Annotated in this window: 23 protein-coding genes and 1 tRNA gene; 18 read left to right on the top strand and 6 right to left on the bottom strand. The window is 69.4% G+C overall.

Annotation, left to right across the window (positions count from 1 at the left end; translation table 11 throughout):
• Positions 1–174 precede the first annotated feature (174 nt).
• Together ABEG18_RS11030 and ABEG18_RS11025 are read left to right on the top strand one after the other, a co-directional pair.
• Positions 175–663: a hypothetical protein gene (locus ABEG18_RS11030; protein ID WP_406858102.1), complete on the top strand. Its 489-nt coding sequence runs from the start codon at positions 175–177 to the stop codon at positions 661–663.
• A 156-nt stretch (positions 664–819) separates the two neighbouring features.
• Positions 820–1,155 (top strand): hypothetical protein, encoded by a 336-nt coding sequence (locus tag ABEG18_RS11025; protein ID WP_406858101.1) that lies wholly within the window; start codon positions 820–822, stop codon positions 1,153–1,155.
• Between the two features lie 206 nt (positions 1,156–1,361).
• Here ABEG18_RS11025 and ABEG18_RS11020 read toward each other — a convergent pair.
• Positions 1,362–1,435, bottom strand: a tRNA-Gln gene (locus ABEG18_RS11020).
• A gap of 1,216 nt (positions 1,436–2,651) precedes the next feature.
• Between ABEG18_RS11020 and ABEG18_RS11015 the strand changes: the two genes are divergently transcribed.
• From ABEG18_RS11015 to hflX, 8 genes are all read left to right on the top strand, one after another.
• Positions 2,652–4,454 carry a glycoside hydrolase family 15 protein gene (locus tag ABEG18_RS11015; RefSeq protein WP_406858100.1) on the top strand — a complete coding sequence of 601 codons (1,803 nt, stop codon included), beginning with the start codon at positions 2,652–2,654 and terminating at the stop codon, positions 4,452–4,454.
• Between the two features lie 172 nt (positions 4,455–4,626).
• Complete coding sequence (locus tag ABEG18_RS11010) at positions 4,627–6,921, top strand: ATP-binding protein (protein ID WP_406858099.1); 2,295 nt, start codon at positions 4,627–4,629, stop codon at positions 6,919–6,921.
• Between the two features lie 52 nt (positions 6,922–6,973).
• Positions 6,974–8,341: a sigma-54-dependent transcriptional regulator gene (locus tag ABEG18_RS11005; protein WP_406858098.1), complete on the top strand. Its 1,368-nt coding sequence runs from the start codon at positions 6,974–6,976 to the stop codon at positions 8,339–8,341.
• A gap of 64 nt (positions 8,342–8,405) precedes the next feature.
• A complete protein-coding gene (gene trkA, locus ABEG18_RS11000) occupies positions 8,406–9,782 on the top strand; it encodes a Trk system potassium transporter TrkA (RefSeq protein WP_406858097.1) in 1,377 nt (458 codons plus the stop codon).
• A 7-nt stretch (positions 9,783–9,789) separates the two neighbouring features.
• The gene (locus ABEG18_RS10995; RefSeq protein WP_406858096.1) at positions 9,790–11,214 is read left to right on the top strand and encodes a potassium transporter TrkG; all 1,425 of its coding nucleotides are present in this window, start codon (positions 9,790–9,792) and stop codon (positions 11,212–11,214) included.
• An 11-nt stretch (positions 11,215–11,225) separates the two neighbouring features.
• A complete protein-coding gene (locus ABEG18_RS10990; RefSeq protein ID WP_406858095.1) occupies positions 11,226–12,107 on the top strand; it encodes a D-amino-acid transaminase in 882 nt (293 codons plus the stop codon).
• Between the two features lie 169 nt (positions 12,108–12,276).
• Positions 12,277–12,540, top strand: a complete 264-nt coding sequence (gene hfq / locus ABEG18_RS10985) for an RNA chaperone Hfq (RefSeq protein ID WP_406858593.1) — start codon at positions 12,277–12,279, stop codon at positions 12,538–12,540.
• Positions 12,541–12,571: 31 nt separating this feature from the next.
• Positions 12,572–13,975, top strand: a complete 1,404-nt coding sequence (gene hflX / locus ABEG18_RS10980) for a GTPase HflX (protein WP_406858094.1) — start codon at positions 12,572–12,574, stop codon at positions 13,973–13,975.
• A 12-nt stretch (positions 13,976–13,987) separates the two neighbouring features.
• Here hflX and mazG read toward each other — a convergent pair whose 3' ends face one another.
• Together mazG and ABEG18_RS10970 are read right to left on the bottom strand one after the other, a co-directional pair.
• Entirely contained in the window at positions 13,988–14,848 is an 861-nt protein-coding gene (gene mazG, locus ABEG18_RS10975; protein ID WP_406858093.1) for a nucleoside triphosphate pyrophosphohydrolase, read from the bottom strand.
• 71 nt (positions 14,849–14,919) lie between these two features.
• Positions 14,920–15,324, bottom strand: a complete 405-nt coding sequence (locus ABEG18_RS10970) for a DUF3775 domain-containing protein (RefSeq protein ID WP_406858092.1) — start codon at positions 15,322–15,324, stop codon at positions 14,920–14,922.
• 53 nt (positions 15,325–15,377) lie between these two features.
• Here ABEG18_RS10970 and ABEG18_RS10965 point away from each other — a divergent pair, with 53 nt between their 5' ends.
• Positions 15,378–15,800: a hypothetical protein gene (locus ABEG18_RS10965; RefSeq protein ID WP_406858091.1), complete on the top strand. Its 423-nt coding sequence runs from the start codon at positions 15,378–15,380 to the stop codon at positions 15,798–15,800.
• A 1-nt stretch (position 15,801) separates the two neighbouring features.
• Here the strand turns inward: ABEG18_RS10965 and ABEG18_RS10960 are convergent, their stop codons facing one another.
• Entirely contained in the window at positions 15,802–16,221 is a 420-nt protein-coding gene (locus tag ABEG18_RS10960) for a VOC family protein (RefSeq protein WP_406858090.1), read from the bottom strand.
• 130 nt (positions 16,222–16,351) lie between these two features.
• Between ABEG18_RS10960 and ABEG18_RS10955 the strand changes: the two genes are divergently transcribed.
• Together ABEG18_RS10955 and ligD are read left to right on the top strand one after the other, a co-directional pair.
• The gene (locus ABEG18_RS10955) at positions 16,352–17,239 is read left to right on the top strand and encodes a Ku protein (RefSeq protein ID WP_406858089.1); all 888 of its coding nucleotides are present in this window, start codon (positions 16,352–16,354) and stop codon (positions 17,237–17,239) included.
• Between the two features lie 15 nt (positions 17,240–17,254).
• Positions 17,255–19,927, top strand: a complete 2,673-nt coding sequence (gene ligD, locus ABEG18_RS10950) for a DNA ligase D (RefSeq protein ID WP_406858088.1) — start codon at positions 17,255–17,257, stop codon at positions 19,925–19,927.
• A 71-nt stretch (positions 19,928–19,998) separates the two neighbouring features.
• On the opposite strand, the gene ABEG18_RS10945 is transcribed toward ligD, so the two are convergent.
• Positions 19,999–20,415 carry a DUF1236 domain-containing protein gene (locus ABEG18_RS10945; RefSeq protein WP_406858087.1) on the bottom strand — a complete coding sequence of 139 codons (417 nt, stop codon included), beginning with the start codon at positions 20,413–20,415 and terminating at the stop codon, positions 19,999–20,001.
• A 258-nt stretch (positions 20,416–20,673) separates the two neighbouring features.
• Between ABEG18_RS10945 and ABEG18_RS10940 the strand changes: the two genes are divergently transcribed.
• Positions 20,674–21,174 carry a PleD family two-component system response regulator gene (locus tag ABEG18_RS10940; protein WP_406858086.1) on the top strand — a complete coding sequence of 167 codons (501 nt, stop codon included), beginning with the start codon at positions 20,674–20,676 and terminating at the stop codon, positions 21,172–21,174.
• A 37-nt stretch (positions 21,175–21,211) separates the two neighbouring features.
• Here the strand turns inward: ABEG18_RS10940 and ABEG18_RS10935 are convergent, their stop codons facing one another.
• Positions 21,212–21,976 (bottom strand): SDR family NAD(P)-dependent oxidoreductase, encoded by a 765-nt coding sequence (locus ABEG18_RS10935; RefSeq protein WP_406858085.1) that lies wholly within the window; start codon positions 21,974–21,976, stop codon positions 21,212–21,214.
• Between the two features lie 291 nt (positions 21,977–22,267).
• Between ABEG18_RS10935 and ABEG18_RS10930 the strand changes: the two genes are divergently transcribed.
• From ABEG18_RS10930 to ABEG18_RS10915, 4 genes are all read left to right on the top strand, one after another.
• Positions 22,268–22,633 carry an NADH-quinone oxidoreductase subunit A gene (locus ABEG18_RS10930; protein ID WP_406858084.1) on the top strand — a complete coding sequence of 122 codons (366 nt, stop codon included), beginning with the start codon at positions 22,268–22,270 and terminating at the stop codon, positions 22,631–22,633.
• A complete protein-coding gene (locus tag ABEG18_RS10925; RefSeq protein WP_406858083.1) occupies positions 22,624–23,208 on the top strand; it encodes a NuoB/complex I 20 kDa subunit family protein in 585 nt (194 codons plus the stop codon). The genes ABEG18_RS10930 and ABEG18_RS10925 overlap by 10 nt, the downstream gene beginning before the upstream one ends.
• Before the next feature lie 123 nt (positions 23,209–23,331).
• The gene (locus ABEG18_RS10920; RefSeq protein ID WP_406858082.1) at positions 23,332–23,934 is read left to right on the top strand and encodes an NADH-quinone oxidoreductase subunit C; all 603 of its coding nucleotides are present in this window, start codon (positions 23,332–23,334) and stop codon (positions 23,932–23,934) included.
• A 59-nt stretch (positions 23,935–23,993) separates the two neighbouring features.
• Positions 23,994–24,383 (top strand): four helix bundle protein, encoded by a 390-nt coding sequence (locus ABEG18_RS10915; RefSeq protein ID WP_406858081.1) that lies wholly within the window; start codon positions 23,994–23,996, stop codon positions 24,381–24,383.
• Positions 24,384–24,406 lie beyond the last annotated feature (23 nt).

The following is a 24,406-nucleotide window of genomic DNA, read 5'->3' as shown; positions in this document are numbered from 1 at the left end:
CGCTCTGTTCCCGTTGACCCGGGCGGCCCCGCATAGGATCCTTGGAGCCGCTCCACCAAGCCTTCACCATCGGCCCGGAAATCGCCACGACTGCGCCGCGCGTTCAGCCGACGCAAGCCTTTGGGCGTCATTCATGATGCAGGAGAGATCATGCGTGCAGGGGAGGGTCCGGTCATGAACGCGTTGCTCGACTTCACCCGCAAGGCCCACGAAAGCAAGCGCATCGGCTTCGGCGACCTGCGCCGGCTGCAGCGCGACATCCTGCCGGCCGGCGTCGCCACCGCCCGCGAGGCCGAGCTGCTCCTGGCCCTGGACGGCGCCTTGGCTCGCGCCGACAAGGGCTGGACCGACTTCCTGGCCGGCGCCGTCTCGTCCTTCGCGCTCGGGCGCGCCGCCCTGGGGCTCGACGAGGAGACCGCCGCCTGGCTGCAGCGGGCCGCATCCGCCGCCCGCCCGGCGACGGCCGCCGCCGTCCTGAAGCGTGCGCGCCGGGACGCCGCCGCCGCGCACGGCGCACGCCAAGAGACGGAGATCCGCCCCACCGCGGCCGAGCCCTCCGAGGCGCTGCGCCCGGCCTGGGAGTGGCTCGCCAGCGGCTACCAGGTGGAGGTTCGTCCGGCTGGTCGAAACGGCGCCCCCGAAGAGCTGCTGTCGGTGGAATAAGTATTCCATTCTCATTTTACTGTAATGCTGCAGCGCACAAGCGATCTGTCGCCGATTTCCGGCGACAGGTGGCGCTTTGGCTGTGGACAGCTTGCCGACCTTTGCTAGACTAGAGACGAAGCCGCCAAAGCAGCCTCGTCTGGACTGGACCAGCGCATGATCGCGCTGGTCTTGGATGTGACTCGCCGAGGTGATCGCGTTACAAAAGTCGAGGGGGCGATTGAAATGCTTCTGCGTGCATTGCGTGAGATCGGCGGGCTCTGCCGTCCGGACGGGACGGTCACCATCGGGCTGAACACCGGCCGTCATTCCGGCGCCGTGCAGGTGATGCTTGCGACCGACCTCCTGGACATCGACGCCGGAGCGCCGGGCGCTGACGGCTTCATCATCTACCGGTTGACCCCGAAGGCCCTTCTCCTGGCCGACATGCGGCCCATGCGCGCCTCCCAGGCCCGCCGGTCCGACGCGCGCCGCATGGGCGTGCCGGCCTGACCGGAACCGCTCTTCCGGCTTCCCGGCGCTCTCCGTTCGATCTCTCCATGGAAAAAGCTTCGCGAAATCAAGCCTGGTCGTCGTTCAAGCCCGCTCGCTTTGGACGTGATCGGTCCGTCGCGGATGAATGGCGTGCGAAACGATCCGATGCGGCGCAAAGATCGCGGGCCGCGAGGGCGCGACCTTGTTGCGATGTCGCCTGAAATTGGCTGGGGGACCTGGATTCGAACCAAGATTAACGGAGTCAGAGTCCGCTGTTCTACCGTTGAACTATCCCCCAACGGGCTTTGGCCGGCGCTGCGTGGCGCGGTGGCGAAGCGAGGGGGTGAATAGCGGAGGGGAGGGGGGTTGGCAAGCCCCCAATCGCCCAAGGGGCGCCGCTCCTGGCGTCCTTTTCCCCGGTCCGGGGAGAAGGCAGCCTGATGGGCCGGATGAGGGGCTACGAGCCAAGCCCCGCCAACCCCTCACCCCAACCCTCTCCCCGTTCCGGGGCGAGGGGGCCGGTTGCGGCCCCTCGTCATCCCCGGCGCGCGGCAGGCGCGGGAAGGGGATCCAGAAAGGCCGAGGCGAAGGGCGACCCTGATCCAACCCTCCTGGATCCCCTGCCCGGCGCTGCGCGCCGCCGGGGATGACGCCCTTCTCTCCGGCACAGGGAGAAGGTGGCCCGGAGGGCCGGATGTGGGGATACGCAGCCATGGCTCTTGACAAACGGATAAAATTCCTATAACCGTGTCCATGCTCCGGTCCACGGAGGGGCGTCTGCAGCGTGACGGATGTGGATCGGGGGCGGCGGCCGTCAAAGCCGGGCTCACGACCCGGTCGAGGCGGCGGACGGAAGACAAGGTCCGACTAGCGACAACGCGAAGGGGCTGAAAGCGCCCCGGGATCTTCCTTTCATCCTCCAACGTCGCGCGCGGAGCGGCGGGGCCTGGCGGCCTCCCGGCTTCACTATCCACCCACCCCACTCGCCGTGGGGTCCCCAGCGTCGCCGCTCCGCGCCGCCCTCCACCTATCCCTCCGGGCCGAAAGGTCGCGGAGTTCAACGCGCGTTCCACGACTGGGCCCCAAAAATCCCCGTCATCCCCGGCGCGCCGCAGGCGCGGGATGGGGATCCAGAAAGGCCGGGCGAAGGGCGCCCCGCCCGAACCCTTCTGGATCCCCATCCCGCCGCTGCGCGCCGCCGGGGATGACGGAGGCTGACCCGCCGCCCCTCACCCCAATCCTCTCCCCGTTCCGGGGCGAGGGGGCCGGCTGCGGCGCTCCCTCAACACCCCACCCCGTCATCCCCGGCGCGCCGAAGGCGCGGGAAGGGGATTCAGGAGGGCCGGGCGAAAGGCGCACTCGTCCCAACCCTCGATAAACCCCTCCGCTGCGCAAGAACGGCCGCGCCACGGCGCGGAACCGTGCGGGGCGGCGGTCGTTGAGGGCCGGGGGCAGGGGCGGGCTCCGCCCCGGGAGGAGGGCGCGCCCTGGTCTCGCGCATCGAAGACTATGCGATGATCGGCGACTGCGAGACCGCGGCCCTGGTGTCGCGCGGCGGTTCGATCGACTGGCTGTGCCTGCCGCGCTTCGATTCCGACGCCTGTTTCGCCGCCTTGCTGGGATCCTCGCGCAACGGCCGCTGGCGGCTCTCCTGCGTCGATTCGAAAGCGCGCTGCAGCCGGCGCTATCGCGACGGCACGCTGATCCTGGAGACGCGCGTGGAGACGCCCCATGGGGCCGCCACGGTGATCGACTTCATGCCGCCGCGCGACCAGCGGGCCGACCTCATCCGCATCGTCAGGGGCGAGCGGGGGCACCTCACCTTCGCCACCGAGCTCGTGGTCCGCTTCGATTACGGGCTGACGATTCCGTGGGTGAACCGCCTCGACGCGCAGACGCTGTCGGCCGTCGCCGGACCGCACCGGATCACGCTGAACACCAGCGCCCCGCTGCGCGGGCAGGACATGCGCACCGTCGGCGAGTTCACCGTGGAGGCGGGCCAGAGCGTGCCGTTCATCCTCACCCACCAGGTCTCGACGGAGCCCAGGGCGCCGCTGAAGGACGTCGAGGCCGAGCTGGCGCGCACCGAGGCCTTCTGGCGCGCCTTCTCGGACCGCTGCCCGGACGTGGGACGCTGGACCGAGAGCGTGCGCCGCTCCCTCATCACCCTGAAGGCGCTCACCTACGAGCCCACGGGCGGCATCGTGGCCGCGCCGACGACCTCGCTGCCGGAGAAGATCGGCGGCGGGCGGAACTGGGACTATCGCTATTGCTGGGTGCGGGACGCCTGCTTCACGCTGCAGGCCTTCATGGACGCCGGCTATTTCGAGGAGGCCTCCGCCTGGCGGGACTGGCTGATGCGCTCCATCGCCGGTTCGCCCGCCCAGATGCAGATCATGTACGGCATCGCGGGGGAGCGGCGGCTGCCGGAGTGGCAGGTCCCCTGGCTCGCCGGGCACCGCAAGTCCGCGCCCGTCCGGATCGGCAACGCCGCAGTGGACCAGCGCCAGCTCGACGTCTTCGGGGAGCTCGCCGACGCGCTTGCGGTGGCCAACAAGGGCGGCCTGCCGCCCCATCCGCGGACCCGCGAATTGCGGCCGGTGCTGATGAAGTTCCTGGAGGGCGTCTGGCGCGAGCCGGACGAGGGCATCTGGGAGGTCCGGGGCGGCCGGCGCCACTTCACCCACTCCAAGGTGATGGCCTGGGTGGCGTTCGACCGGGCGGCCAAGAGCGCCGGAAAGAACGGCGAGGCGGCGCTGGCGCGGCGCTGGCGGGCCATCGCGGACGAGATCCACGCGGAGGTCTGCGCCAAGGGCTTCGACGCGGCGCGCAACACCTTCGTGCAGTCCTACGGCTCGACCGCGCTCGACGCGAGCCTCCTGCAGATCCCGCATGTCGGCTTCCTCCCCGCGACGGATCCGCGCTTCGTCGGCACCGTCGAGGCCATCGAGAAGCGCCTGATGCGCGACGGCTTGGTGATGCGCTACGACCTTGGCGAGACCAGCGACGGGCTGCCCGACGACGAGGGCGCCTTCCTGGCCTGCAGCTTCTGGATGGCCGACTGCCTGCTGCTGCTGGGCCGCAGGGACGACGCCGAGCGCCTGTTCGAGCGCCTCGCCGGGCTCGCCAACGATGTCGGCCTGCTGGCGGAGGAGTACGACCATGCGGCCGGCGAGATGGTCGGCAACTTTCCGCAGGCCTTCAGCCATGTCGGGCTGATCAACACGGCGCTGAACCTCGCCCGGGTCCGCGGGCCGGCGCTGGAGAGGGCCCAAAACGGCGTCCATGGCGGCGCAGAGCAGCCGCCGAAGGCCTGAGCCGGCTGGACGGAGGCGCTGCACGCCGGTGCAAGGAAAGGCTGTGGAAAGCCGGCGATTCGTCCTAACGTCCGGCGCGGGGCTTTCCCTGCGCCTCGTTTTCGTCTTCATTGAGCAACAGTGTTGCGCTTAAGCATCACAGAGTCAGGGACGAGTCGCCGAGTGCGGCCGCATGGGGATCGACGCGCGCGCCATGGCAGGGTCCACCGCAACACTCCCGAGCCTGCCGGAAGCGCCGGGCGTCGCGCTGCGCGAGGGCTCGCGCTGGTCGCGCGTCATCGGCACGGTCACGGTCGTGTTGGCGCTTCTGTCGGCGCTGGCCACCTTTGTGGTGCTGGCCGGGCTGGTGCCGGTGCCGGCCACGCACGACGTCGTGCTGCGGCTCTTCACCGTCAACGCGCTGCTCGTCCTTGTCCTGCTCGGCTTCGTCGCCCAGGAGGGCTACCGCCTGATCAAGGCCCGGCGCGCCGGGCTGGCGGCGTCCGGCCTGCACGCCCGCATCGTGGGGCTGTTCGCGCTGGTGGCGGCGCTGCCGGCGATCCTGGTGGCCGTGGTCGGCTGGATCACGCTCGAGCGCGGTCTCGACCTGCAGTTCAGCCGCTACATCCGCGGCCTGCTGGCCACCTCCGTCGACGTCGCCAACGCCTATCGCGAGCTGCAGTGCCGCACCATCGGCCGCGAGATCAACCTGATGGCGGCGGACCTCGCCCGCGCCAAGCCGCTGATGGACCAGAACCGGGACGCCTATCGCGATTTCATGCGCTCGCGCTCCGTGTTCCTGGGCTTTCCGGTGGCGATGCTGCTGCGCGACGACGCCTCGGTGGTGGAGCGGATCGAGATCAAGCCCATCGAGGGCCTGCCGCTGCCCAGCAAGGACGACATGACGGCGGCGCAGGATTCGGAGGCGTGGTGCCTCATCCCGAACGCCGGCAACGTGTTCCGGGCGGTGCTGAAGGTGCCCGCCATGGACAACACCTTCCTGTTCGTGGCCCGCGCCGTCGATCCCAAGGCCCTGGAGTTCCCGCAGCAGGCCGAGCAGGCCGCCGCCTATTACGAGGCGCTGTCGCAGCGCAAGATCGACGTGCAGGTGGCGTTCGCCAGCATGTACCTGCTCATCTCGCTGATCCTGCTGCTCTCGGCGGTCTGGATGGGGCTGAGCTTCGCCAACCGCTTCGTTGCGCCGATCCGGCGCCTGATCCACGCCACCGACCAGGTCGCCTCCGGCAATTTCTATGTCCAGGTGCCGGCGCGCCGCAGCGAGGGCGACCTCGCCCATCTGGCCGAAACCTTCAACAAGATGACCTCCGAGCTGCGCCAGCAGCATGACCGGCTGACCCAGGCGCGGGACCTCATCGACCGGCGCCGCCGGTTCACCGAGGCGGTGCTGTCGGGCGTGTCGGCCGGCGTCATCAGCATCGACGGGATGGGCCGGATCACGGTGCTGAACCCCTCGGCCGAGCGCCTGCTGCAGGGATCGCGCGACAAGTGGCTGGGCAAGCCCGTCCAGGAGGTCATCCCGGAGCTTGCGCCCGTCGTCGACGAGGCGCTCAGCGAGCGGCTGCGGCTGGTGCAGGGCCAGGTCACCGTGACCTCGAACGGCCAGGACCGGACCCTCACCGTGCGGGTCAGCAGCGAGCAGTCTCCCGACGGCGAGAAGGGCTGGATCATCACGCTGGACGACATCACCGACCTTGTCTCGGCCCAGCGCACCGCCGCCTGGGCGGACGTGGCCCGCCGCATCGCCCACGAGATCAAGAACCCGCTGACGCCCATCCAGCTCTCGGCCGAGCGCATCAAGCGCAAATATGGCCGCGTCATCGTCCAGGACCGCGAGATCTTCGACCAGTGCACCGACACGATCGTGCGCCAGGTCGACGACATCAAGCGCATGGTCGACGAGTTCTCCTCCTTCGCCCGGATGCCGAAGCCCCTGGCCGAGGACGAGGACGTGGCCGCCGTGGTGCGCCAGGTGCTCTTCCTGATGCGCGTCGGCCACCCCGACATCACCTTCGAGGAGGAGGCGCCGGCCGGTCCGCTGATCGCCCGGATCGACCGCCGGCTGATCTCCCAGGCCGTCACCAACATCGTCAAGAACGCCACCGAGGCCATCGCCGCCGTGCCGGAGGACGTGCGCGGGCCCGGGCTGGTCAAGGTCGCCGTCCAGGAGGACGCCGGCAACGTCGTCATCACGGTCGCCGAGAACGGCAAGGGCTTCCCGCGCGAGCACCGCCAGCGGCTGCTCGAGCCCTACATGACCACCCGCGAGGGCGGCACCGGGCTCGGCCTCGCCATCGTGGCCAAGATCCTGGAAGACCACGGCGGCGGCATCGAGCTCCTGGACAATCCGGGCGTGCCCATGGGCGGGCTCGTGCGCATGTGGTTCCCCCGCCAGGGTGTGTCGAACGACACGGCGCAGCTCGCCGAATCACGAAGGGATTGGGCCGCGGCCAAGGAGAAGGCGCGATGATCGCTCGCTCGCGGACAATCAAGAACAACAGCCATCAAGGGGAGACCGCGCGATGAGCGCCGACATCCTGATCGTCGACGACGAGACCGACATCCGCGAACTGGTCGCGGGCATCCTGGACGACGAGGGCCACCGCACCCGCACGGCCGCCAATTCCGACGAGGCGCTCGCCGCCATCGAGGCGCGGCGGCCCCATCTCGTGTTCCTGGACATCTGGATCCAGGGCAGCCGCCTCGACGGCCTGCAGCTGCTCGACGTGATCAAGGACCAGCATCCGGACCTCCCGGTGGTGATGATCTCCGGCCACGGCAACATCGAGACCGCCGTCTCGGCGATCAAGCGCGGCGCCTACGACTTCATCGAGAAGCCGTTCAAGGCCGACCGGCTGGTGCTGGTGGCCGAGCGCGCGCTGGAGGCCTCGCGGCTGAAGCGCGAGGTCAAGGAGCTGCGCGTCAAGTCGCAGCAGGGCACGCGCATCGTCGGCAAGTCGCAGACGTCCAACCAGCTGCGCCAGACCATCGAGCGGGTGGCCAGCACCAACGCCCGGGTCATGATCTCCGGCGCGCCCGGCTCCGGCAAGGAGATGGCGGCCCGCGCCATCCACCAGCTGTCGGGACGCGCCAGCGGCCCCTTCGTGGCCATCAACGCCGCCACGATCACGCCCGAGAACATGGAGATCGAGCTCTTCGGCGTCGAGGGCGCGGACGGCAAGGGCCGCAAGGTCGGCGCGCTCGAGGAGGCCCATGGCGGCACGCTCTACCTCGACGAGGTCGCCGACATGCCCCGCGAGACGCAGGGCAAGATCCTGCGCGTGCTCGTGGACCAGAACTTCCAGCGCGTCGGCGGCACCATGCGGGTCCATGTCGACGTGCGGGTGATCTCCTCGACCGCCCGCGACCTCTCCGTCGAGATCGCGGCCGGGCGCTTCCGCGAGGACCTGCTGCACCGGCTCAGCGTCGTGCCGATCCGGGTGCCCAGCCTGGCCGAGCGGCGCGACGACATCCCCGAGCTGATCGCCTATTTCATGGACCAGATCTCGGCCTCCACCGGCCTGCCCAAGCGCACCATCGCGGACGACGCGCTGGCGGTGCTGCAGTCGCATGACTGGCCGGGCAACATCCGGCAGCTGCGCAACAACATCGAGCGGCTGCTGATCCTGGCCGAGGGCGACCCGTCGGCGGAGGTCACGGCCGACCTGCTTCCCTCCGAGGTGGGCGCGCTGGTGCCCTCCACGCCGAACGGCGCCGGCGGCGAGCGGCTGATGTCCCTGGCGCTGCGCGAGGCCCGCGAGATCTTCGAGCGCGAATATCTGGTGGCCCAGATCAACCGGTTCGGCGGAAATATCTCGCGCACGGCCGAATTCATCGGCATGGAGCGCTCGGCCCTCCATCGCAAACTGAAGTCGCTCGGCATAGGCTGAGCTTCAGGCGAATCGCGGCCGCCGGACGCCCGGCGCCAGGGACACGGGACGGGGCTGAAGCACGATGAAGGTGGTGATCTGCGGGGCCGGCCAGGTCGGCTTCGGCATCGCCGAGCGTCTCGCGAACGAGCGCAACGACGTCGCCGTGGTCGACCGGGACGAGCGCCTGCTCCAGGCCATGTCGGACCAGCTCGACGTGCGCACCGTGCTGGGCCATGGCTCGCATCCGGACGTGCTGGCCCGGGCCGGGCTCGCCCAGGCCGACATGCTGATCGCGGTCACGCATGTCGACGAGGTCAACATGGTGGCCTGCCAGCTCGCGCATTCGCTGTTCAACGTGCCCTCGAAGGTGGCGCGGGTCCGGGCCCAGGCCTATCTGGCGCCGGAATACGCCTCGCTCTATTCGCGCGACAGCCTGCCCATCGATGTGGTGATCTCGCCCGAGATCGAGGTCGGCGAGACGGTGCTGCGGCGCCTGGGCATGCGCGGCGCCGTCGAGGCCGTCCCCTTCGCGGATGGCGAGGTGATGTTCCTCGGCGTGCCGTGCGAGGACCAGTGCCCGATCCTCGAGACGCCGCTGCGCCAGCTCACCGGACTGTTTCCCGATCTCAAATCGGTCGTGGTCGGGGTGCAGAGGGGCGCCGACCTTCTCGTGCCGACCGGCGAGGACCGGCTGCATGCGGGCGACATCGCCTTCGTGTGCGCCCCCAAGGACCAGGTCGGCCGCACGCTGGCGCTGTTCGGGCGCGAGAACATGCCGCCGCGCCGCATTGTCATCGCCGGGGGCGGGCAGATCGGCCTCTATGTCGCCCAGGAGCTCGAGCGCCGGACGCCCGCGATGTCGGTGACGCTGATCGAGAGCTCGCGCGACCGGGCCCAGCAGATCGCCCAGAGCCTGAAGCACGCCATCGTTCTGCATGGCAGCGCTCTCGACCAGGGCATCCTGCGCGAGGCCGACATCGCCAACGCCGACCTGATGATCGCGCTGACCAATGACGACCAGGTCAACGTGCTCTCCTCCGTGATGGCCAAACGCCTGGGCGCGCAGCAGAATCTCTGCCTCGTCAACAACCGCAGCTATCCGCAGTTCGTGCGGGGGCTGGGCATCGACGCCTATCTGGATCCGCGCGCCATCACCATCTCGCGCATCCTCCAGCATGTCCGACGGGGGCGCATCCGCAACGTCCACGCCTTGCTGGAAGGCGCGGCGGAGGTCATCGAGACGGAGGCGCTGGACAGTTCGCCGCTGATCGGACGCCCGCTTCGCGAGCTCAGGGAGCTGCGCGGCGTGCGCATCGGGGCGATCATCCGCAACGGCAAGGTGCTGTTCCCGGCCGGCGACCAGCTGATCGTGCCGAACGACCGGGTGGTGCTCTTCGCCTTGCGCAGCACGGAAAAGCAGATCGAGCAGCTCTTCCGCGTCAGCCTCGAATTCTTCTGACGACCGGATGACCGCCGCGCTCGCCCGGCCTTTCGGGGCCGTCCTCCTGATGCTCGCCGCCGCCATGGCGCCGTCGATCCTGCTCGCGCTGTCGCAGGGCGGGGAGGGGCTCGAGCCGTTCCTGCTCGCCTTCACGGTCACCGGCCTGGTCGGCGGCGGGCTCTGGCTGTCCGCGCCGTCGCAGCCGGCCGTTCCGCCGCCCGGCGTCGGCCTTCCTTTCCTGGCGCTGGTGTGGTTCGCGGTTCCGGTCTTCGCGGCCCTGCCGATGCTGGAGGCCGCGGGCTCCCTGCTGGACGCCTATGTGGAGGCGATCTCGGCCTTCACCACCACGGGCGCGACGGTGTTTCCCCACGTGTCGGAGCTGTCGAGGCCGGTGGTCCTGTGGCGGGCCATGCTGCAGGGCGCAGGCGGGCTGGCCACCATCGTGTTCGCCGCGACCGTGCTGGCCAGCGCGGGGGCGGGCGGTCCCGCCGGGGTCGCCAAGCCGGGCGCGATCGGGCTCTCCGTGCGCCTGTGGACCGCCCTGAGCGCCGCCGCGCCGCTCTATGCGGGCCTGATGGCGCTGTGCGTCGCCGCTCTCATGATGGCCAAGACGCCCTTCTTCGAGGCGCTATGCCTGGCGCTGGCCACGCTCTCTGCCGGCGGCATGGAGCCGCGCGACGGCCTGCTGGCCAGCGCCGGCGCTCCGGTGCTGGCCGTGCTGGTCCCGTTCATGCTGGCGGGCGCGGCGAGCGCGCCGTGGCTGGCGGCCCTGACGGGCAAGCGGGCCCATGCCCGGCGCGAGGCGCTGGCGCTCGTCGCCATCGTGGCGGCGCTCGGCCTTGGGCTGGCGGCGGCGGTCCGGCTCGAGCAGCCGACGCTGGCGGGCCCCGGCGCGCTGGCCGGGTCGCTCTTCGCCGTCGCGTCGCTCGTCTCCACCACCGGCTTCACGCCGGCGCCGGAGGTCGCCCACGCCGCGCCGCCGCTGCTCGTGCTCATCCTGGTCCTGGCGGGCGGTGGAGCGGTCTCGGCGGCGGGCGGGCTGAAGCTCTTTCGCATCGGCCTGCTGCTGCAGGCGGTGCGCGAGGAATGCGTCAGGCTCGTCTACCGCAACGTGGTGCTCGCCGTGCCGCAGGGCGGCCTGCAGGCCGATCCGGTCCGCCGGGCGGGCGTGGCCGCCGTGTTCAGCCTCGGCGTCCTGCTCTGGCTGGCGGCGACGGCCGTGCTGGCGCTGCGCCATCCGAGCTTCGAGGGCGCGGTCTCCCTCGCCGCGGCCATGCTCGCCAACGCCGGGCCGGTCTATGGGCCGGGGTGGCTGTGGGGTCCCGGCTGGCCCGCCTTCAGCGAGCTGGACGGGTTCGACAAGCTCGCCTGCGCGGTCGCCATGGTGGCGGGCCGCCTCGATTTCCTCGCTTTCGTCGCGCTTTTCGACCCCTCGCGCTGGCGCCGCTGAAAGGATCGCCCATGAGCCGCATCGCCTATGTCAACGGCCGCTACGTCCCGCACGGATCGGCCATGGTCCATGTCGAGGACCGGGCCTACCAGTTCGCCGACGGCGTCTATGAGGTCTGCGAGGTCTTCGGCGGGCGCCTGGTCGACGAGACCCGCCATCTCGACCGGCTCGACCGGTCCCTGCGCGAGTTGCGCATCCCGGCCCCGATGGACCGCCGGGCGCTGCTGACGGTGATGCGCGAGACCGTGGCCCGCAACCGCGTCCGCGACGGCCTCGTCTACCTGCAGGTCTCGCGCGGCGTCGCCCGCCGCGACCATCCGTTCCCCGACCCGCCCCCGGCGCCGGCCCTCGTCGTCACGGCGAAGTCCCTCAGCGCCGCGGCCGGGGACAAGGCCGCCGCTTCGGGCGTGTCGGTGATCACCGTGCCGGAGACCCGCTGGGCGCGGCCGGACATCAAGTCCGTGTCGCTCCTGCCCAACGTGCTGGCCAAGCAGCAGGCCAAGGAGGCCGGGGCCCGCGAGGCCTGGTTCGTGGACCCGGAAGGCCGCGTGCTGGAAGGGTCGTCCACCAACGCCTGGATCGTCACCCACGACGGCAAGGTGGTCACCCGACAGGCCGACACGCACATCCTGCGCGGCGTCACCCGGGCCGCCGTGTCCGATCTCATCGGCCGGCGCAACCTGACGCTGGAGGAGAGGGCCTTCACGGTGGAGGAGGCCAAGGCCGCCGCCGAGGCGTTCATCACCTCGGCCTCCAGCCTGGTGATCCCGGTGGTGAGGATCGACGGCGCCCCCGTGGCCGACGGCCAGCCGGGCCCGGTCGCGACGGCGTTGCGCAAGGGCATCCACGACGTGACCGAAATGTCACATGTCGTCACCCCTCCCTTTGTGTGAGGGTGGTGCAAGGCGAAGTTCGTGTTAGCGTGGCGAGGTCGCGAAATGTCGAACGTCTGCCAGCGAGAGATCCGGAACGCGTTCGAGATGTGATTCGGGACGAAACGCACCAGCCGAGAAGCGGACCCGTCCACGCGAGCTGGTGAGCAACAAGAGGGGCTTTGAAACGATGGCTGCGGAGCGGAATCAGAACCTTCAGGACACTTTTCTCAACCACGTTCGCAAGAACAAGGTGCCGCTGACGATCTTCCTGGTGAACGGAGTCAAGCTGCAGGGCGTTGTGACCTGGTTCGACAATTTCTGCGTACTCCTGCGTCGGGACGGACATTCGCAGCTCGTCTACAAGCACGCGATCTCGACCATCATGCCGGGGCATCCGGTGTCGCTGTTCGAGCAGGGCGAAGAGGGCGGCCCGATCCCCGGGAAGGAATGATCCTCCCGCTCCATGCCCCTGAAGGACCGAATTGAAGCACAAGCCCGGTGATATCGAGACGCTGACCAAAGGCCCGGCGGAGCCCGAGAAGGAAATCGCTTCCGGCACCCGGACCCTGGTCGTGGGCCCTTATCTGACCTCGCGCCGCGCCAGCAAGACCGCCGCCGCCGAAGACGGCGGCGTGGTCAACCTGCGCATTCCGCAGGCGCGGCTGGAGGAGGCGGCGGGCCTGGCGGCGGCCATCGACCTTCACGTCGTCCAGTCCACGATCGCCTCGCTGGCCTCGCCCCGGCCCGCAACCTATCTGGGCAAGGGCAAGGTCGAGGAGTTCGCCGGACTGATCAAGGCCGACGAGATTGACCTGGTCGTGATGGACTGCGCGCTGAGCCCCGTCCAGCAGCGCAACCTGGAGAAGGCCTGGGGCTCCAAGGTCATCGACCGGACGGGCCTGATCCTGGAGATCTTCGGCCGCAGGGCGCGGACCCGCGAGGGCGGCCTTCAGGTCGAACTGGCGCATCTGGCCTACCAGAAGAGCCGCCTGGTGCGCTCCTGGACCCATCTGGAGCGCCAGCGCGGCGGCTTCGGCTTCCTGGGCGGCCCCGGCGAGACACAGATCGAAGCGGACCGGCGCGTCATCCTGGAGCGGATGGTCCGCATCGAGAAGGAGCTGGAGAGCGTCAAGCGCACGCGCTCCCTCCACCGCGAGAGCCGGCGCAAGGTTCCCTATCCGGTCGTCGCGCTGGTCGGCTACACCAACGCCGGCAAGTCGACCCTGTTCAACCGCCTGACCTCGGCGGAGGTGCTGGCGGAGAACATGCTCTTCGCCACCCTCGACCCGACGGCCCGGGTGGTGAAGCTGCCGCATGGCGCCCCGGTGATCCTGTCCGACACCGTCGGCTTCATCTCCGACCTGCCGACCATGCTGGTGGCGGCGTTCCGCGCGACGCTGGAGGACGTGATCTCCGCCGACGTGATCCTGCATGTCCGCGACGTCTCGCATGGCGACACGGAGGCCCAGTCGGCCGACGTGATCGCGATCCTGCGCGAGCTCGGCGTCGATCCCGACGACCACAATCGGCTTATCGAGGTCTGGAACAAGTCCGATCTGCTGCCGCCCGAGGAGAAGGCGCGGCTTCTCGGCGTGGTCGAGCATCGCCCGGCGGAGGGCCAGCCTGTGCTGGTCTCGGCGCTGACGGGCGACGGCATGGACCGGCTGAAGGCCCTGATCGAGGGCCGCCTCGCGCATGAGCGTCCGGTGTTCCACGTCTCCGTGGACCCGTCGGACGGGGCCGGGCTGCACTGGCTCTACCAGGAGGCCGAAGTGCTCGACCGGCGCGAGGACGCGTCCGGCGCCACCCTGATCGCGGCGCGCATCGCGCCGGAGAAGGAGCCGCGCCTGACGCGCCGCTTCCCCGGAGCGCGGCGGACCCGCTGAACCGGCCGGCGCCTACTCCTCCAGCTTGGCCGCGTTCCAGAGCGCGTCCATTTCGTCCAGGGAGGCCTGCGCCGGCGAGCGCCCCCTCGCGGCGAGCTGGCGCTCGATGAAGGCGAAGCGTCGCTCGAACTTGGCGTTCGTGCCGCGCAGGGCCGCCTCCGGGTCGACCTCCAGATGGCGGGCCAGATTGGCGACGGCGAACAGGATGTCCCCGACCTCGTCCGCGACCGCCTGCCGGTCGCCCTGGTCGAGCGCCTGCTCGACCTCGCCGATCTCCTCGCGGATCTTGGCCAGGACCAGGCGCACGTCGTTCCAGTCGAAGCCGACGGTCGAGGCCTTGGCCTGCAGCTTCACGGCCCGGGTGAGGGCCGGCATGGCGGCCGGAACGCCGGCGAGCAGGCCCGAAGGAGGCTCCGGATCGGAGCGGCCCGCCGCCTCCCGCGCCGCCCGGCGCTCGGCCTTCTCCTGCGCCTTGATCTCGCCCCACAGCCGCTTGACCTCGGCGGGCGCAAGGTCCCGCGCCGCGCCGAAGACGTGCGGATGGCGGCGGATCAGCTTGGTGGTGATCGCCTCGACGACGCCGCCGAAGTCGAAATCGCCGGCCTCCTGCGCCATCCGGGCGTGGAACACGACCTGGAGCAGCAGGTCTCCCAGTTCGTCGCGCAGGTCGACGATGTCGCCTCGCGCGATGGCGTCGGCGACCTCGTAGGCCTCCTCGATCGTGTAGGGAGCGATGGAGGCGAAATCCTGCTCCAGGTCCCAGGGGCAGCCCGTTCCGGGCGTCCGCAGGGCGGCCATGATGCGGATCAGCTCGGCGATGTCGCGCGAGGGGCGGGGAGGGCTCTCCGCCCCGGGAACGTCAGGAGGGGTCATGGGGAATCCGGCGGCACGTGGGAGCGCAGTCTAGCGCCGGCCGAGCCCGCCGTCCCGCCCCGGAGCCTGCCTCAGACGCCCGCTCCACCGTCCTCGTCGACGCAGCTCAGGTCGAACGCGCCGAGCCCTTCGTCCAGGAGGTCGGGGAGGTTGGGGATGCCGAGCAGGTAGTCGGAGGTGGGCGTGTCCGTGCGCTCCTTGGCGAGGGCGACGGCCTCGTCCCACTCGTCCTTGTCGTAGTCGCCGCGGCCGACCCAGACCAGCGCGACCAGGTTGGCGCGCTCGTCGACGTTCAGTCCGTCGACGAAGGCGCGGATCTCGCCTTCGACAGGATCGCCCGCGTTGGTTTCGAGCACGTCGAAAGAGCGGTCGTCGGTGGGGTTGGAGCCGGAGTCCGGGTCGGTCTCGCCTTCCTTCACGTCGAATTGACGGGCCTGTCGGATGAGGGCGCAGACCTTGTCGAGGGCGATGTCCATGGTGACGCCTTCCTGCTGTCGTCGGGGTTCCTGAAGACGTGCCGAAGCGCCCAATGGTTGCGCGCCAGGCTGCGGCGACGCTGCGGACCGCGCAGGACCGCGGCGTGCGGGGACGATGTGCGCCGCCGCACAGCGGGCTCTTCACCATCAATGGCAAAAGACCCGCGCTGCAGGAAACTTATCGGCGTTCAAACCGTTTTCCGCGGCAACTGGAGAGACTTGCCGTGCGCGCCCTGCCTTTGATCATGTTTATCTCCCTGACGTCGGCCGTCTCCGCCAAGCCGGCGACGCCTCCGGCCGCTCCGGAAGTCGCTGACGCTGCAAAGCCGGTGAAGATCGGCGCCACCATGCCGGCCGGCGCGCAGGTGATCGTGCAGCCCAACGGGGCCTACGGCATCGTGATCGAGAACAGCCGCGTCATCGTGGTGGAGCCGAAGTCCCGCAAGGTCATCGAGATCCTGGAGAGCGGCACCTGAGCTAGCGCTCCGCGCTCCACAAGCCCGGCGTCGCCAGCTCCAGGAGATGGCCGTCCGGATCCCTGAAATAGAGACTGCGGCCGCCGCGGGGCCAGGACGTCCGGCCCTCGACGTCCACGCCCGCGCGGCCCAGCGCCGCCTCCCATTCGTCAAGGTCTGCGGCGGCGATCGCGAAGGCGACGTGGATAGGCCCTGACCCGTCATGGGGCGGGATGACCCCGCCCGGCATGGGAACGGCCTCGGTCGAGGCGCCTCGCCGGAAGAGCAGCAGCACGCTGCGGCCGCCGACGTCGAAGGCGCACATGCGCGCATCCTCAAACAGAAGCTCCATCCCGAGCGTCTCCCGGTAAAAGCTCCGGGCGCGATCGAGATCGTCCACATAGAGAGCGGTCTCCAGCACGGATTTGATCGCGGGCGCCATCGTCTCCTCCCGGTTCGCTCGGGACAGCGTCGCACGCCGCCGCCTGCGTTCAAGCGTGGACGGAACCAGACCCCGGGCCGGACGCTTAATCGGCAGCGCGGCGGATCGCGTGGGCAAGAGGATGTCGGGCATGGCGCCGCGGTCGGTCTGGAAGGGTTACCTGAAGCTCTCGCTGGTGAACTGCGCCGTCGCGCTCTACCCGGCCGTGACCGAGGCGAAGTCGGTGCATTTCCACCGGATCAACCGCCAGACCGGCAATCGGCTGCGCATCCACCTTTTCGACGAGGGGACCGGCCAGGAGGTCGAGAAGGAGGACCAGGCCAAGGGCTTCGAGATCTCCAAGGGCGAGATGGTGGAGGTGGAGGAAGAGGAGCTCGACCAGGTGCGGCTCGAAGCCACCCACATCATGGAGGTGAACCGCTTCGTCGACCGGGGCGAGGTCGATCCGCTCTATTTTGACAGGCCCTATTACCTCGCGCCCGACGACAAGCCCTCCGAAGAGGCTTTCCTGGTGATCCGCGAGGCGATGGCGCGGCGCAAGCTCGCGGCCCTCTCCACCGTGGTCATGCACCAGCGCGAGCACATCGTGCTGCTCGAGCCGCGCGGCGAGGGCATCATGGCGACGGTCCTGCGCTGGCCCTACGAGGTGCGCAGCGACGCGGACGCCTTCGCCGACATCCCGAAGAAGCCGACGATCGACCAGGAACTCCTGGAGGTCGCTGACGCCCTGGTGGAGCGCAAGATGGGCGCGTTCGACCCCTCGGAGTTCCACGACCGCTACGAGGAGGCGCTCACCGCCATGCTGGAGGCCAAGAAGGCCGGCCGCAAGCCGGCCAAGGCCCCGAAGGCGCCCGCCTCGACCAAGCCGGCCGGGATCCTGGACGCGCTCCGCAAGAGCCTGCAGCAGGAGGAGCGCCCGGCGGAGCGCCGCGCCGCCAAGCCGAAGGCGGAGCCGAAGCGCCGCACCGCCAAGCCGCAAGCCGGCCCCGCGCGGCGCGCCGCCGCGACCCGCCGCTGAGCCGGGGAGGGCGCCGTGGCGGTCCAGCGTAAGACAGCGGCCAAGGCCGCCGCCAAGCCGTCCCCGCGGGCGGCCTCCCCAACGAGCGCGGCGGCGGAGGACCCCGCGGACCCGCTCAAGCTCTATCGCGAGAAGCGGGATTTCCAGCGCACCGCCGAGCCGCCGGCGCAGGTGGGCGCAGAGGAGGGCTGGCAGTTCGTCGTCCAGAAGCACGCCGCGCGGCGGCTGCATTACGACCTCAGGCTCGAGCTCGACGGCGTGCTCAAGAGCTGGGCGGTGACCCGCGGACCCAGCCTCGTTCCCGGCGAGAAGCGGCTGGCCGTCCACACCGAAGACCACCCGATGCAATATCTCGACTTCGAGGGCGTCATCCCGCAGGGCGAATATGGCGGCGGGACCATGATCGTCTGGGACCGGGGAACCTGGACGCCGGACAAGGAGCCGCGCAAGAGCCTCGCCAAGGGCCACCTGGACTTCACCCTGCATGGGTCGCGCCTGAAGGGGCGCTGGCACCTGGTGCGAATGCGGCCGCGTCCGCACGAGAAAAAGGAGCAGTGGCTGCTCCTGAAGGGAGACGACGCCTTCGCCCGCGCGCCGGACGCCCCGGACGTGCTGGGGGACGCGACCTCGTTCCTGAGCGGGAAGACCAATGACGAGCTCGCCGCCGAGGGCGTGATCCGGGAGGACCATGCCGCCCGGCAGGCGAAGAGCGCCGCCCCGGGCCGGGGCAAGCCGGGCCAGGAAGGCAGCGGAATCAAGGCCGTGAAGGCGAAGGGCGCCCGCAAGGGCCTGCTCCCGGTGTTCCTGGAGCCGAGCCTGGCCTCGCTGATCGAGGAGCCGCCCACGGGCGGCGACTGGATCCACGAGATCAAATATGACGGCTATCGCATGCAGGCCCGCCTCGATGGGGGCGAGGCGCAACTGCTCACCCGCAAGGGGCTGGACTGGACGGAGCGCTTCGGCTCCATCGCCGAGAGCCTGAAGCGGCTCCCGGTCGGCTCGGCGCTGCTCGATGGCGAGATCGTCTCGGAGGGAGAGAACGGCGTCCCGAGCTTCAGCGCCCTGCAGGCCGACCTCAAGGCCGGGCGCAAGGACCGGATGGTCTATTATGTCTTCGACCTGCTCTATCTGGAGGGCGCCGATCTCACGAAGTCGCCCCAGATCGAGCGCAAGCGCCTGCTCGAGGCGCTGCTGGCGCAGGCCCCCGAGGGCTCCAACATTCGCTACAGCGAGCATTTCGAGCATGACGGGCGCAGCATGCTGGTCCATGCCTGCCGGCTCGGGCTGGAGGGCGTCGTCTCCAAGCGCAAGGATGCCCCCTATCTGCCGGACCGCGGCGGGCACTGGCTGAAATCCAAATGCGTGATGCGGCAGGAGTTCGTGGTCCTCGGCTACACGCTGTCGACCGCGGCGAAGCGCTCCATCGGCTCGCTGGCGCTGGGCTATTACGAGGACGGCAAGCTGATCTACGCCGGCCGTTCGGGGACGGGTTTTTCGGGCGACGAGGCCCGCAGCCTGCATGAGGGCCTCTCGGCGATCGCGGCGCCCAAGCCTGACCTGGGGCGCAAGCCGCCCGCCGGCGCCGACAAGGGCGTGCGCTGGGTTGAACCGCGCTTCGTGGCCGAGATCGAGTTTCGCGGCTGGACCAGCGACGGCCTCCTGCGCCAGTCCTCCTTCAAGGGCCTGCGCGACGACAAGCCGCCCACCGAGGTCGTCCGCGAAGCGACGCCGGGGGAGGCGGCCTCGACGCGCAAGGCGCGAGTTGCGCCGTCGGCCCAGCCCCTCGCCGCGAAGGGCGCGGATCTCTCCGGCGTCAGGCTCACCCATCCCGAGCGGATCCTGTGGGAGGACCAGGGCGTCACCAAGCAGGGCCTCGCCGACTTCTACGCCGACATCGCCGACTGGGTGCTGCCGCATGTCACCCGCCGCCCCCTCAGCCTCGTGCGCTGCCCGTCCGGGGTGGGCAAGCCGTGCTTCTTCCAGAAACACATGTGGGAGGGCCTTTCGCCCGACATCCGGCCCGTGGATGTCGGAGACGCCGAGCCCATGACCTATATCGAGGACCTGCGCGGCCTGATCGGGCTGGTCCAGGCCGGGGTGCTGGAGATCCATCCCTGGGGCTCCGGCGTCGACGACATCGAAAAGCCGGACCGGCTGATCTTCGATCTCGACCCGGGCGAGGAGGTGACCTGGGGCCAGGTGATCGACGGCGCGCTGGAGATCCGCCGCCGGCTGGCGGAGGACAGGCTGGAAAGCTTCGTCAAGACGTCCGGCGGCAAGGGGCTGCACGTCGTCGTCCCGCTCGCCCCGTCGGTCGACTGGGAGACCGCCAAGGACTACACGCGCCAGGTGGTGGAGCGCATGGCGGCCGACTCCCCCACGCTCTATGTGGCCAACATGGCCAAGGTCCAGCGCAAGGGCCGCATCTTCGTGGACTATCTGCGCAACGGGCGCGGCGCCACGGCGGTGGCGGCCTATTCGACGCGGGCGAGGGCAGGTGCGCCCGTCTCCACGCCGCTGCAATGGGACGAACTCTCCGAAGCGGTGCGGGCGGACCATTTCGGCGTCGACAACCTGCGCCAGCGGCTCGATTTCCTCAGCCGCGATCCGTGGGAGGGCTTCTTCACGCTGAAGCAGACGCTCCCGGCCTCTCGGGGCGGGCGCAAGACGACGGCGCGCCGGCGCTGACGCGTCATGCAAAAGCGGCCCCGGAACGAGTTCCGGGGCCGCACGCCAGGCTGGCGCTCAGGCGTCGAGGATCACTCGATGACCTGCACGATGCGGCGGGTCTGGGGGTCGACCAGCACGGTCCGGTCGTTGATGACCGAATAGCGATACTGGGTCTGCACGCCGACATCGGCCGGGACCGGATAGAGTTCGACCGTCTGCGGCAGGGGCTCGCCGACGACGACCTTCTCGCGATAGGTCACGGACGGGCGACGCTGCTGGACGACATACTGGTGGACGCGGGTGGAATCGCTCTGCGACAGCGTCCCGCCGACGATCGCGCCGGTCACGCCGCCGACGGCCGCGCCGATCGGGCCGCCCACGATGGCTCCGCCGACAGCGCCGGTGGCCGCGCCGGCGGCCGCGCCGGACTGGGCGTTCTGCGCGAAGGCCACGCCGGGAACGGCGAGCGTGAGAGTGACGGCGGCGGCGATAAGGGCGTTCTTCATGCGGTTGTCCTCCGATTAACTTGACAATCGGGGACACAACGTGGGCTCGACCTGAAGGGTTCCCGGGCAAGACCGCGGGCCCCGGCGCGGATCAGGCGAGAGCCGCGCGCCAGCGGTCGAGGCGTAAAGTCGCCAAACTTCAGGTTGCATTCTCAATTTTCAATCTCAAAGATTGTATATTCTGTTCCAACGCCATGTATTCACGATTATTTCATTCCGGAATTCTAGCCTGAATTGAATCATGGCTGAGTATCGATCGTGAGCGTACCTTCCTTCGGGAACCTTCGCATTCTGCATGTCGAGGAAAGTCCGTTCGTGCGACGCCTCGTGCGGGGCATGTTGCTGCAGGTCGGGATCCGCGACGTCATCGATGCGGCGACCGGCTATGAGGCGCTGGAGCGTCTGGCCGAGTTCAGGCCGTCCCTGATCGTCATGCAGTGGGAAGCGCCGGAATTTTCCGCCGCGCAGGTGCTCGACATCATCCGGGACCCGAGCCGCGTCCGTGAAATCAACGTCCCGGTGGTGGTGACGACGCAGAGGCCGACGCGCCGGCTGCTGGACGAGGCCGCCGAACGGGACGTGCAGCACGTGCTTCGCAAGCCTTTCTCTCCCAAGATGATGTGGGAGCGGATCGGCCATTTCTATCCCGACCTGAACGTCGCCGACCTGGATCCGCGGATCGACGGCAAGCTGAAGCCCAAGGAGTCCATGCTGCTGGACGGCCCCGCCGCCCGGGAGACGGCGGCGGGGAGCAGCTGAGCGTCGGCGGCGGGGGCCTCGCCGCGTAGGCCGCGGATCAATAGGTCGCGCGGCCGCCGGACAGATCGAACACCGCCCCGGTCGTGAACGAATTGTCCGCCGAAACCAGCCAGGCGATCATGGCGGCGGCCTCCTCGACCAGCAGGAAGCGCCCGCGCGGGATGCGCGAGAGCATGTAGTCAATATGCTGCTGGCTGATCTGGTCGAAGATCCGGGTCTTGGCGGCGGCCGGCGTCACGCAGTTCACCGCGATGTCGTGCGACGCGAGTTCCTTGCCCAGCGACTTGGTCAGCGCGATCACGCCCGCCTTGGCGGCCGAATAGGCGGCGGCGTTGGGGTTGCCCTCCTTGCCGGCGATCGAGGCGACGTTCAGGATCCGCCCGTAGCCGCGCGCGATCATGCCGGGCGTCACCGCCTTGCAGCAGTAGAAGACGCCGTTCAGGTCGATGTCGATGATGCGGCGCCACTCGTCGAGCGGGTAGTCGACGACCGGCATGGTGGGGCCGGAGATGCCGGCGTTGTTGACCAGGATGTCGATGCGGCCCAGTTCGCCCTCGGTCCGCGCCACGGCGCGGGCGATCGAGTCGGGATCGGTCTGCTCATAGGCGACCGTCAGCACCAGGGCGCCGGGCGCGGAGGCCTGGAGCGAGGCGGCGGCCTGCGCCAGCAGGGTCTCGTCGCGGTCCCACAAGGCGACGGCGGCGCCCGAATCGAGGAGCCGGGCGGCGACCGCATAGCCGATGCCCTGCGCGCCCCCGGTCACGGCGGCTGCACGGCCTTGAAGATCGATCCTGTTGGTCATAACTGAGGCTTTCCCGGTGGTTGCCGGGGCGATCATACGGATCGGGACGATCCGGTCGAGGGTTGCGTGCGCATGAGCGCCCATTTGGTTGAATGGGCCGCCTCTGCGACTCCCTTCCGTCTTGCGGTTCGCTGTGCGCTGCGATAAGCCTCCCGCGACCCTCCAAAAGGGGCTCGAGGCGCATGACTCCGGCGTTTTTGCGACCTGCCCGCCTCTCCCGGTTGCGTCGGTTCCGAAAGGCCGGTCGGCTTTTCGCCATTCCACGAGTTTCGCCGCGAGTGCGGAGACGCCATGCCTGAGCTTCTCGTCGACTATCTCCCGCTGGTCCTGTTCATCGGCGTGTCGCTGGTGATCTCGATCGCCCTGCTGGTCGCGCCTTTCATCGTCGCCTATTCGAACCCGGATCCGGAGAAGCTCTCCGCCTACGAGTGCGGCTTCAACGCGTTCGACGACGCCCGCATGAAGTTCGACGTGCGCTTCTACCTGGTCTCGATCCTGTTCATCATCTTCGACCTGGAGGTGGCGTTCCTGTTTCCGTGGGCTGTCGCGTTCAAGGAGGTGGGGCTGTTCGGCTTCTGGTCGATGATGACCTTCCTGGCGGTGCTGACCATCGGCTTCGTGTACGAGTGGAGAAAGGGAGCCCTGGAATGGGATTGACCGCTAACGTCCCCGGAACCCTCATCGCCCCCGCGCCGCGCGGCGTCATCGATCCGAACACCGGCCTGCCCGTGGGGGCGAACGACCCGTTCTTCTCCGACGTCAACGCCGAGCTCGCCGACAAGGGCTTCATCGTCGCCGCCACGGACGACCTCATCCAGTGGGCCCGCACGGGTTCGCTGATGTGGATGACGTTCGGCCTGGCGTGCTGCGCGGTGGAGATGATGCAGCTCTCCATGCCGCGCTACGACGTGGAGCGCTTCGGCTTCGCGCCGCGCGCCTCGCCGCGCCAGTCGGACGTGATGATCGTGGCCGGAACGCTGACCAACAAGATGGCTCCCGCGTTGCGCAAGGTCTACGACCAGATGCCCGAGCCGCGCTACGTCATCTCCATGGGCAGCTGCGCCAATGGCGGCGGCTACTACCACTATTCTTATTCGGTGGTGCGCGGCTGCGACCGCATCGTGCCGATCGACGTCTACGTGCCGGGGTGCCCCCCGACCGCGGAGGCGCTGCTCTACGGCATCCTGCTCCTGCAGAAGAAGATCCGCCGGACCGGCACGATCGAGCGCTGACCCGGGCTCCGGCCCGCTCCCGGCAGCCGGTCCCGGCTGCCGCCCAGATCCCTTCGGCGCGGCTTCCGCGCTTCTTGCCTGAGCGCGGCCCCCGCGCATCCTGACCGGAAGAAAGCCTGTCCCATGGACGAGACGCTGAACGAGCTCGGCGAGGCCATCAAGAACGCTCTTCCCGGAGCGGTGACCGGCTACACGGTCGCGTTCGGCGATCTCTCGGTCGACGCCGAGGCGGGCCAGATCGTGCAGGTCCTGCGCCTGCTGCGCGACGACCCGCAGTTCCGCTTCATCTGCTTCATCGACATCTGCGGGGTCGACTACCCGGCGCGCGAGAAGCGCTTCGACGTGGTGTGGCACCTGCTGTCGCCCAAGCACAACCGGCGCGTCCGGGTGAAGGTGCGGACGGACGAGATCACGCCGGTGCCCTCGACGGTGGACGTCTTCCCGGCCGCCAACTGGTTCGAGCGCGAGGCCTACGACCTCTACGGCATCCTGTTCTCCGGCCACCCGGACCTGCGGCGCATCCTCACCGACTACGGCTTCGAGGGACACCCGCTGCGCAAGGACTTCCCGACCACCGGCTTCGTCGAGGTGCGCTGGGACGAGGAGCAGAAGCGGGTCGTCTACGAGCCCGTCAAGCTGCAGCAGGAGTTCCGCAGCTTCGACTTCCTCTCTCCCTGGGAAGGCACGGACTATGTGCTGCCGGGGGATGAGAAGGCGAAGGCGTGAGATCGTGAGGTCGTTAGGTCGTGAGATCGTGTGGGCTTCGATGAAACGGATGGTCACGCATGGGCGGCGGCGGCAGGGGTTCGAGGTCCTACAAGGATCTGGACGTCTGGCAGGCGTCCATGAGCTTGGCGGTGTCCGTGTATCGGTTCACGGGCGCCTTCCCGAGGGACGAGCTGTTCGGCCTGACCTCCCAGATGCGGCGGGCTTCCGCCTCGATCCCGGCCAATATCGCGGAAGGGTATGGCCGGGCGCAGCGGCGCTCCTTCGCGCAGTTTCTCCGGATCGCGCAGGGCTCGACCAAGGAACTGGAGACGCACGCCATCCTGGCGTCCCGGGTCGGGCTGCTGCCCATGGACGACGCGCTGCATGTCGAGCGGGAATGCGACCGGATCGGGCGCATGTTGCGCAACCTGATCGGCTCGTTGAACGACCCCGGCGAGGCGCCATGAAGGCGCACGCCGCACCCCATACG

This window comes from Alsobacter sp. KACC 23698, assembly GCF_045348435.1.
Taxonomy (GTDB): domain Bacteria; phylum Pseudomonadota; class Alphaproteobacteria; order Rhizobiales; family Beijerinckiaceae; genus Alsobacter.
This window is presented reverse-complemented; position numbering and strand designations above follow the sequence as displayed.

Coding starts and splice junctions, on each gene's coding strand:
- trkA (WP_406858097.1), top strand. CDS start 8,406: ATGAAGGTGGTGATCTGCGGGGCCGGCCAGGTCGGCTTCGGCATCGCC.
- ABEG18_RS10915 (WP_406858081.1), top strand. CDS start 23,994: ATGGGCGGCGGCGGCAGGGGTTCGAGGTCCTACAAGGATCTGGACGTC.
- ABEG18_RS11010 (WP_406858099.1), top strand. CDS start 4,627: ATGGGGATCGACGCGCGCGCCATGGCAGGGTCCACCGCAACACTCCCG.
- ABEG18_RS11005 (WP_406858098.1), top strand. CDS start 6,974: ATGAGCGCCGACATCCTGATCGTCGACGACGAGACCGACATCCGCGAA.
- ABEG18_RS10995 (WP_406858096.1), top strand. CDS start 9,790: ATGACCGCCGCGCTCGCCCGGCCTTTCGGGGCCGTCCTCCTGATGCTC.
- ABEG18_RS10930 (WP_406858084.1), top strand. CDS start 22,268: ATGCCTGAGCTTCTCGTCGACTATCTCCCGCTGGTCCTGTTCATCGGC.
- ABEG18_RS10965 (WP_406858091.1), top strand. CDS start 15,378: ATGGTTGCGCGCCAGGCTGCGGCGACGCTGCGGACCGCGCAGGACCGC.
- ABEG18_RS10935 (WP_406858085.1), bottom strand. CDS start 21,976: ATGACCAACAGGATCGATCTTCAAGGCCGTGCAGCCGCCGTGACCGGG.
- ABEG18_RS10920 (WP_406858082.1), top strand. CDS start 23,332: ATGGACGAGACGCTGAACGAGCTCGGCGAGGCCATCAAGAACGCTCTT.
- ABEG18_RS10990 (WP_406858095.1), top strand. CDS start 11,226: ATGAGCCGCATCGCCTATGTCAACGGCCGCTACGTCCCGCACGGATCG.
- ABEG18_RS10945 (WP_406858087.1), bottom strand. CDS start 20,415: ATGAAGAACGCCCTTATCGCCGCCGCCGTCACTCTCACGCTCGCCGTT.
- mazG (WP_406858093.1), bottom strand. CDS start 14,848: ATGACCCCTCCTGACGTTCCCGGGGCGGAGAGCCCTCCCCGCCCCTCG.
- ABEG18_RS11025 (WP_406858101.1), top strand. CDS start 820: ATGATCGCGCTGGTCTTGGATGTGACTCGCCGAGGTGATCGCGTTACA.
- ABEG18_RS10955 (WP_406858089.1), top strand. CDS start 16,352: ATGGCGCCGCGGTCGGTCTGGAAGGGTTACCTGAAGCTCTCGCTGGTG.
- hfq (WP_406858593.1), top strand. CDS start 12,277: ATGGCTGCGGAGCGGAATCAGAACCTTCAGGACACTTTTCTCAACCAC.
- ABEG18_RS10960 (WP_406858090.1), bottom strand. CDS start 16,221: ATGGCGCCCGCGATCAAATCCGTGCTGGAGACCGCTCTCTATGTGGAC.
- ABEG18_RS10970 (WP_406858092.1), bottom strand. CDS start 15,324: ATGGACATCGCCCTCGACAAGGTCTGCGCCCTCATCCGACAGGCCCGT.
- ABEG18_RS11030 (WP_406858102.1), top strand. CDS start 175: ATGAACGCGTTGCTCGACTTCACCCGCAAGGCCCACGAAAGCAAGCGC.
- ABEG18_RS10925 (WP_406858083.1), top strand. CDS start 22,624: ATGGGATTGACCGCTAACGTCCCCGGAACCCTCATCGCCCCCGCGCCG.
- ABEG18_RS11015 (WP_406858100.1), top strand. CDS start 2,652: ATGATCGGCGACTGCGAGACCGCGGCCCTGGTGTCGCGCGGCGGTTCG.